The sequence below is a fragment of the Sulfitobacter sp. 1A15106 genome (assembly GCF_043556995.1).
GTDB lineage: Bacteria > Pseudomonadota > Alphaproteobacteria > Rhodobacterales > Rhodobacteraceae > Sulfitobacter > Sulfitobacter faviae.
The window spans coordinates 1-8,461 of record NZ_JBIFFM010000027.1 but is presented as its reverse complement, the minus strand read 5'-3'; the positions used below and the strand labels follow the sequence as shown (position 1 = coordinate 8,461).

Genomic DNA, 8,461 nt, shown 5'->3' with positions numbered 1-8,461 from the left:
TGTCCAACAAGGCAAGCACGGGTGCCAGACCTTTAGGATCATGCGTCACTGCTGGATTGCGAGACCAAGCAGGCCGCAGATCGGACCATCCGGCATCGCCCGGTTCATTGACATGAGCCGCGTAGGACTTGAGGTAGGCCAACAGAGCATCCCCCGCCTTCGCCAATTGAGCCGTCTTTACTGCTGAAGCGTCTTTGCGATAATACCCAACCGCCGCCCGGCCGAATTCCATCATATAGCCACCAAGGTCAAAACGCGCGCCCGCCATCCCCTGATGCTGGCTTGCCAGCGCTTTTTGCGCGGGGCCCTTTGGGGGCATGTAGACCGAAGGGTCGGTGTACCGCCTAAAAACAAATGCTCGGCGCGCAGGTTCGCCGCAGGCGGAGCCGAGGTTCATAAAGATTTTGGCAGCAAAGAAGTTGCGCGAATAGGACAGGTTTCACGACACCCTTCCCGGACACGCCGTTAAGCTTCCTCAAAAATCAGTTCAGGCACAACGACCTCCCAACTCGCGCGTTTCAGCAAGTGCTGGAAATGCTCACCGGCATCTTCTTTACGCCAATGTATGATCGCCGCGATTTCACCGGTGACAAATTTCGTGCCGATCGGCGGCGCAAATGCTTTTGACATCCGCCCTAAGACACGCCCTTGAGCATCCTCAATCTGCCAACGGCCGCCGACCATGGAAAGCCCGATCGGCGCGCCAACCTGTGCTTGGGCGATCGCCTTGTGAACAACATGCCGATCCCCCTGACGCCCTGCAAATGATAGATCGACCATCTTCATTTCAGGTGACTGAAAGAAGCGACGTGGGCCGGGTATTGACCCCAAATCAGGCACCACATGTCGAGTGACTACAGAAGGCGACACAGTTGGAAGATATTCATGATTATCATTGCTCATGACAATCAAATTACGCCGCGCACGGGTCATGGCGACATAGAACAACCGCCTCGGCGCATCTTGATCTTCGTTTCGCGAGGGACGCTCCCAGCCGCCATCCATAATCACCACATCGTCAAATTCGAGACCTTTGGCACGGTGTGCTGTTAAAAGTTTCAGGCCGCGCTGCTCGCCCCATGTCTCCTTGGACCACTCAGCAAACCATTCAATAACATCAGGCGTTGGAAGCGCCTTACCGTCGACTTCACGCGCAAGTTGGCCAAGCCCCTCGCCAATCCGGTCTGTCCAACGACTTCTAGGTATCGCGTTCAAAATCTTGGTGAGGTCACCTACGCCAACCCGCGTCGCGTGCCTTTCGCGTAGGCAGCCGATAAATACCTGCATCTCACGGGTACGCCACAAGCTTGGCAGGTTTTCATTCGCCATTTCAACCGGAATGCCGTGCGCCTCGGCGAAGTCACGGACCGGGAGAAGCCTGCGCCAATCACGAGAAATAATCGCAGCCCCGCTCCAGCTCCAATCCGGGATCAACTTGGAAAGGCGGATCAACTCGCTGATGGCTGCAAGAGCCTGAAAATCATTTCCAGGTGGGCAACCAAGAATTTGAACACGCCCCTGCGCCACCGGGTCGAGGGTTTGCATGATCCCCCCGGCCGGGTCCTTCTCTCGCAATGGATCAACGGTGATCTTATGCTCTGTTTTCATACGCTCCTGAGAGCCTTCGATCACAGCATTGGCAGCGCTGATGATGTTTTTAGAGGATCGGTAATTGTCAGTTAGAAAGGCCGCCTTGGCTGAATAGTCTTGTTCAAACTGGCGAATATGGCGCACCGAAGCACCTGCAAATGCGTAAATATTTTGATCATCATCACCAACAGCGAAGAGGCTTATCCGTTGATCAGGATCATCAATGCTGCGACCAGCCACGGCTGCGATCAACGCGTATTCTTCAGGACCCACGTCTTGATACTCGTCCACAAGAATCCAGCGGAACCCTTGAATTAAGGTCTCGCGCAGGGCCTCAGCCTCGGCTTTGTCCAGCCCGTCCCCACGCAAGAGGCGTGCCGCATCTGTCAGAAGCGTTGCAAAATCGGGCTCTTCGTGCCCTGCCCGTCCAACGAAACTTGCGCCCATCAGCCGCATAGCCAAAGCGTGGATGGTCAAGACAGTCACAAAACGCGCGTCGTCGCCGATCAGTCGACGCAAGCGCTCGCGGATCTCGGCAGCGGCGTGACGATTGTAAGCGAGCACCAGAATACCGTTTGGGTCCTCCCGCTTAATCCTGGCCAGATAGGCGACACGGTGGACAAGCACGCGTGTCTTGCCTGAGCCCGGGCCCGCAAGCACAAGCACATTGGTTTGCTCGCGGTCATCCCGCACGATCTGCTCTTGTGTCGAGTTGTTCAGATTGCCGACGATCTCGGCAAAAGATTGGGGCGTTGCCTGCCGTCTAAACTCCGAAACCTTCCCCGGCATCCAAGCTTTCATGAAGGCAGCCTGTTCCATCTCAAAATAGTCACGCGCCAATTGCTGTGCCAGGTTGATATCATTGATGCCCTTCCTCGCATAAGCCGCCATTACGTGGGTCTGAACTGTTTGTTCGCTGTAGTGGTCTTCAAGCGGGGCGAAATGCTGGGTCGTAAAACCGCCCCCTTTCGGATTGATGTGCAACGTCATGGCTGAGCGAAACACAGATAACCCCTTGCCCAACGTTACAGCTTGCTGTTCGTGCAGCCACAAAAGCGCCCGGTCCATCAGCTTGGCAGGATCATTAACCGACGCTCGCAATAACGCGTCGCTATTTATCGCTGAAAGAAGGTCACCAAGCGTGGTCTCAACCGGCACATCTTTCCCGCGCAGGCCGGTCGGAACTTTATCAATCAAGTATGAAAGCAACCGCTCTGCTGCCTGCCTGCGGATCTGTGCGGTTTGCTCAATTACCGCCCATGATCTTTGCATTCGCACCATAAGACTGCCTTTGGTAACTTTGCGAAGGCTAATATTACCTCTACCCCCATCCATATCGCGACCGTCCTGCGCAATCCCTCGGAGCTGGCTTTCGACAATATCAGGTCGCACAGAAGCATGTCCTCGCTCTCGCAAAGCCTGCGCTACAGAAGCCAAATGACAAGGCCAAACCTCTTCGGCATCCGCATCTGGCGCTTGCTCCCGGAGTATCGCAATCAGGTCAGCCTCTAAACGAGATGCCGCTTCGAACCGTTTCGGCGAGGCATTCTCGACACGAACATGTACGAAGATTGTGATGTTCGTATCATCCTTTGCAATGCCTAAGGCTTCGAGATCCACTAAAGCCTTGCGCACGCCCATCATCGTTAGACCACTAATCCCGCAAAGCTCATCCGTGGTAATGCCTTCTTCCTGTGGGGCGTTGATGATATGCTGCACAATGGCCGTTAGGTGCTTACGCCGCTGCTCGGTAAGCTCAGCAGACGCAAGAATGGCACGGACCTCTTGCATGTTCTTTACCCGAAGCGATGCAGGAAACACCTGCACGCGATTTTCTTCGCGGTTCAGTAGCTGCGCCTCTTCCAACCAGGCGACTGCCGTCTTCACCCGCGTATCGTCGGTATTGCTGTCCCGCTGGAAATCCCGCTCTTTCTCCTCATGAACAATCTCGCCGGGCGTGGCTACGATTTCGCCGCCTTTGCCAGTCCGAACATCGAGGCGCCGGAGCGCCTTCAGGATCGCGCCAATTTCATGCCGCGCCAGCCGCGACCGTGCACTGAGACTGAACTGACGATCAACGTCTTCGGTATTAAACAAAAGAACGCAGGCTGCAGGCTCACGATCTCGCCCGGCGCGCCCCGCTTCTTGAAGATAATTTTCCAGTGACCCTGGCACATCCCCGTGAACCACCAACCGAATGTCCGGCTTGTCTACGCCCATGCCGAAAGCATTGGTTGCCGCGATCACGCGCAAATGCCCGACGCGAAAGTTCTCTTGGATCTCGCGCTTGTCATCAGCACTAAGCCCCGCATGATACCGCTCGGCTGCAATGCCCTGTTGTTTTAAGAACGCCGCCACACGCTCGGTAGCATTGCGGGTCGCACAATAGACAACCGCACCCGAGGCGCCCTCACGCGGAAGCTGGGCCTCGATCGTGTCGAAGATATCCGTCATCTTGGTCGACCGTTGCGTTGGCATTACTTTAAAGCTCAAATTCGAACGCGAGGCGCCACCGTCGATCAATATCAACTCTGCCCCCAGCCGTTCTTGAAAATGACAGCGAATGTCTTGCACCACGTCCGGTTTTGCCGTCGCAGTTAAGCAAAGCACCGCGGCCCTCTCACCGTTGGAGCTCTCCTTGATAAAGCGCGAAACGTACCGATAGTCGGGTCGGAAATCGTGACCCCACTTAGACACACAGTGCGCTTCGTCCAGCACCCACAACCCTACCTCGCGCTGCGCCAACACCGACCGAACTGATGTGCTGCGCAACTGTTCAGGCGAAATCAGCAAGATCGCGGCGTCCCCAAGCCGAACCTTATCAAGCGCATCTTGCCGCTCGGGCAAGGACAACAGGCCGTTGATCGTAACCGCCGAGGAAATTCCCGCCCGCACCAATCCCTGAACCTGGTCCGCCATCAGCGCGACAAGGGGCGAAATGACGACTGTCAGGGCACCGGTCTTGTCGAACCGGGACAGCGCAGGGATCTGATAACAGATGGATTTGCCCGTACCCGTCGGCAATATGCCCAACAGATGATCGCCTGCCATGGCCGTAGCAACGATTTTTTCCTGAAGTGGGCGTCCGTTCTCGTCGGCGGGTTCCGGGCGAAAACTCGGAAAACCAAACCAACGTTCGAGGGCACGGCTGGGATCGTTGTGCTCTGCACAATATGCGCAATGGGGATTACGGCAGTTCGTGTCTCTCAAGTCTCTTACGAGACGTGCGGCATCACGGAACTGCGCCCGCACCCAAGGGGGCATGACAGAATCTCCACCCGCGACCGAAATCCAAGCAAGGGCATATGCCATCGGCCAACCCAGTTCTGTGTCTGAAAGCCTCGCCAGCACATCATTCACCTGTGCGCCGCATGCCGCCCCTTGCAGCAACTCCTGAATAGCCCTGTGTGCTTCCGCCTCCGTCGGAATAGGCGCGCCGCGCACGTTGCTGAACAACCGATCGAACCCATCGCGACCAGGACCTCGGCAGCACAGCCAGTGATAGGCCATGATCGTCTCCGGCGATGACCCGTTCAGAGACACGAAGGCTTCGATTTGATTGCGAAAGACCTTGAACACAAGACGCGCGTCGAACTCAGGGTCATTGATATGTCCACTTTGGAGCCGCCCATCGTGGTAGTGTTTGACCAGCCTGTGATAGGGATTGCGCGGGAATGCCAATGGGTTAAGCCATAGAGTGTCGATCGCCCCATCCGCGCACTTTGCAAAGCGCGGAGATACCGCCATGAGATGCGGCAAGTCGTGGCGCAAAATATTGTGCCCAATGACATGCGTGAAGCCTACGCTGTATAGATCAAGTTTCTTGAGCGCGGCTTCCAAATCACCTTTCCGGTGGACAACCCCCTCTCCTTCATCTTCTGGCACAGCTGCAAATGCGAATATCTGAGCCCTTCTAGGATCGACCTCCAGGTCAATCGACAAACAATGCGACAAGATTTTAAAGGGGTCCCGCTGCACAGGGATGCCGATATCGTCCACCGGATCAGCCTTTGATGTTTCAGACTGCTGGGGCCGAGCACGGGAAAAGGCTTTCGATATGCCTCGGGAGATTAAATTTTTCATGTTCTGAAGTTAGTGCTGTTTCAAAAAAGCGGAACCGTCGCCAAGCATTTGAACTGAAATGTTCTTGCAATACCACGTCATACTTTCAACGGCGTGGAACTGCATATTGATCAGCCGATCCATGTGATGGAACCCGGCCGCAGCGCCGCTCTATCCACCACCGGTAAAGGCGCGACCTGTACCGACCTTTGTCTTTTAACTCAAAGTATATCGAGCGCCAGCTGACGGTATAGGTACCCATTTACGTGTTTTGCCCGCGACCAAAAAAAGGAAAGCAACGATACTTTGCATCAAAACTGTCTTCCGCAAGGCCACGAACCTTATACCCGCACAGCTCGCTATCCTTCATCCTGTAAAAGGGTTCCTCAAGAGATAGGGACGTGAAGCGCCATACCGTAGCGCCCGCCCCATGCGTCATGCGAAAATCGTTCCGGGCATGAGGGCTGCTACGCCCTTTTCTGCTCAAGCGGCACCAGCTGCGCCATCTCTTTGAAGAAAGCCGCCAGATCGATCCCCTTACCCTCCAGTTGCTTAAGCGCATTCTGGACGACATTGTAGGCTTGGCGGTCCGAAGAGAAGATCACGAAGGGCTCTTCCGGCGACAGCAAGCGCGCCAGCTTTTCCGACATCGTAGAGTCGGCTCCTGCATAGAGGCAAGTGAACACAAAGCGCACCCCCGGCATGTCCAACAAGGCAAGCACGGGTGCCAGACCTTTAGAATCATGCGTCACTGCTGGATTGCGAGACCAAGCAGGCCGCGGATCGGACCATCCGGCGCCGCCCAGTTCATTGACATGAACCGCGTAGGACTTGAGGTAGCCCAACAGAGCATCCCCCGCCTTCGCCAATTGAGCCGTCTCTTCTGCTGAAGCGCTTTTGCGATAATACCCAACCGCCGCCTGGCCGAATTCCATCATATAGCTGCCGAGGTCAAAACGCGCTCCCGCCATCCCCTGATGCTGGCTTGCCAGCGCCTTTTGCGCGGGGCCCTCTGGGGGCATGTAGACCGAAGGGTCTGCATTGATGGTCTGAGCAATTTTGATCGGTGTACTGCGCATAAACTGTCCTCTTTTCACAGGAAACTAGGGCAAGCTTATGGACCTGCATAGCCAACAGACCCGCAGTTTATGTGGATAACCTAAGAATGCCTGCAATGGATCGCCGGATCGCAAACCGAAGGGCCGACGAGACGCGCCAAACGGGCACCGCAAGGCTCTCACGCAGGGCGTAACGCTCCGCTGTAACAGAACAACCCTTTGTAAATAAACGATTTATTCAGGACGGAAAGCGCCAAAATGGTCATTTTACACCCCCTGTTACAAACATATTGAATGATTTCAATAACTTAGACTTTGTAACGCATTACGCCCACATATGTCTTTATATTGGCGCACACTGATCAATAGACCTGTCTGTCTTGTATGTACTCTTTTTCTATATTTCTGTAACATCGATATATATATCTATAAATGAGATAGAATTCAGACACTTACGGGTGTTACTTAAAGTGTTACTGAGCCGTAACAGCGTTACATCGTTGTTTTTAAAGGAAAATTTTATAATCGGGCCCCCTTCAGAGGCCAGATCTGCCCCTTCGCCGGTCCCAAATGGACGTTTTGCTTCCAACACCTCAATCCTCGACGACATGAACTCGGTGCGTCAGTTGAGGTCCCCGATAGATGTCAGGCCCCTCTCTTGAGAGCTTGGGTTCAGCAGGTCGGACAGCCGGCGGGAGGGAAATCCTAGGGGTCCGGCATTCCCATTGACGAATTCCGCGGACCTCCGCGACCACGAAATCAGGAATTTCAAGGAGGGACTGCCCGCGCATTGGACGTGCGTGGAAAACAAAAGCGCGCAGTCAAGCCGGGCAGAGCATGGCCCCAAAGCAGCGTTACTCCGGAAGGCCCTTGGAAGGTGCCGCCGTTTCAGAAGAATTCAGGGCAGGGAAATCCACGAGGAAGGTCGTCCCCTTCCCTTCGGCAGTCTTAAATGTGATTTCACCGAGGTGCTGGTCAACGATCGCTTTCACAATGCATGAGTATGCCGAGCCCTTTTGGGACCTTCGTTCATGAGCTTGCACCTATTCCGCAAGCGCCCAATCGTTGGCGCGAAGGTGCAAAGTTATCGATCCTCGGAAAGGTCGGCTTAAATGGCACAGCCCTAAGAGTGCGACCGATCTCACTGAATGAGTTCAGAGCTCAAAGGTAAGCGGTGGCCCGGGGGCACGTTGTAGGGTGTGATCTGCGCTGCGAGAACGAACGCATCTTATGACGGGGAGTGCGTTTCGCAATGTGCGCTACAAATTCGTTTCTCAGATCGCTTGGCGTCGAGATTTATGCGTCCGGCCACCGCCGTTGGTCGGATACCGCAAAGGCACAGGCGGTGGCGGAGACGCTTGAGGTCGGTGCAACGGTGAATGCTGTTGCTAAGCGATATGGCATCCTTCCGAACCAACTATCGGCCTGGCGTCGACAGGCCAAGCAAGGAAAGCTGTTGCTACCCGCGCCGGATGCCGACGCGCCGCTCTTCGCTCCACTGGTGGTCTCTGCTGGGCCAGGAGAGCCGCCAGAAGCTCTGACGGTTCCTAATGAGGCGATCAGATTGATCTTTGGAGAAATCGCCATCGAGCTGCCGCTGCAGACATCTGCCTCTCGGATTGTAGAGATCGCCCATGCGCTTGAAGCTTCTTCATGCTGATGCCATCGCAAGGTGTTCGGATATTGGTTGCGACGCGGCCGGTGGACTTCCGTAAAGGACACGATGGATTGGCTTCGATGGTGCAGTCGGC

At 55.2% G+C, this 8,461-nt stretch carries 3 protein-coding genes and 1 pseudogene; 1 reads left to right on the top strand and 3 read right to left on the bottom strand.

What is annotated here, in order from left to right; genetic code table 11:
• The 3 genes and pseudogenes from ACGYKA_RS19850 to ACGYKA_RS19840 all read right to left on the bottom strand — a co-directional run.
• Positions 1-397 (bottom strand): annotated as a pseudogene (locus tag ACGYKA_RS19850) (hypothetical protein); the annotation flags it as partial.
• A 68-nt stretch (positions 398-465) separates the two neighbouring features.
• Positions 466-5,169, bottom strand: coding sequence for a RecQ family ATP-dependent DNA helicase (locus tag ACGYKA_RS19845; RefSeq protein WP_394439856.1), 4,704 nt, complete (start codon positions 5,167-5,169; stop codon positions 466-468).
• Positions 5,170-6,119: 950 nt separating this feature from the next.
• Complete coding sequence (locus tag ACGYKA_RS19840; RefSeq protein ID WP_394439854.1) at positions 6,120-6,731, bottom strand: hypothetical protein; 612 nt, start codon at positions 6,729-6,731, stop codon at positions 6,120-6,122.
• Positions 6,732-7,962: 1,231 nt separating this feature from the next.
• Here ACGYKA_RS19840 and ACGYKA_RS19835 point away from each other — a divergent pair.
• Positions 7,963-8,370: a transposase gene (locus ACGYKA_RS19835; protein WP_271690177.1), complete on the top strand. Its 408-nt coding sequence runs from the start codon at positions 7,963-7,965 to the stop codon at positions 8,368-8,370.
• Positions 8,371-8,461 lie beyond the last annotated feature (91 nt).

Excerpts from the sequence above, each read along its gene's own strand:
- ACGYKA_RS19835 (WP_271690177.1), top strand. The coding sequence starts at position 7,963 with ATGTGCGCTACAAATTCGTTTCTCAGATCGCTTGGCGTCGAGATTTAT.
- ACGYKA_RS19840 (WP_394439854.1), bottom strand. The coding sequence starts at position 6,731 with ATGCGCAGTACACCGATCAAAATTGCTCAGACCATCAATGCAGACCCT.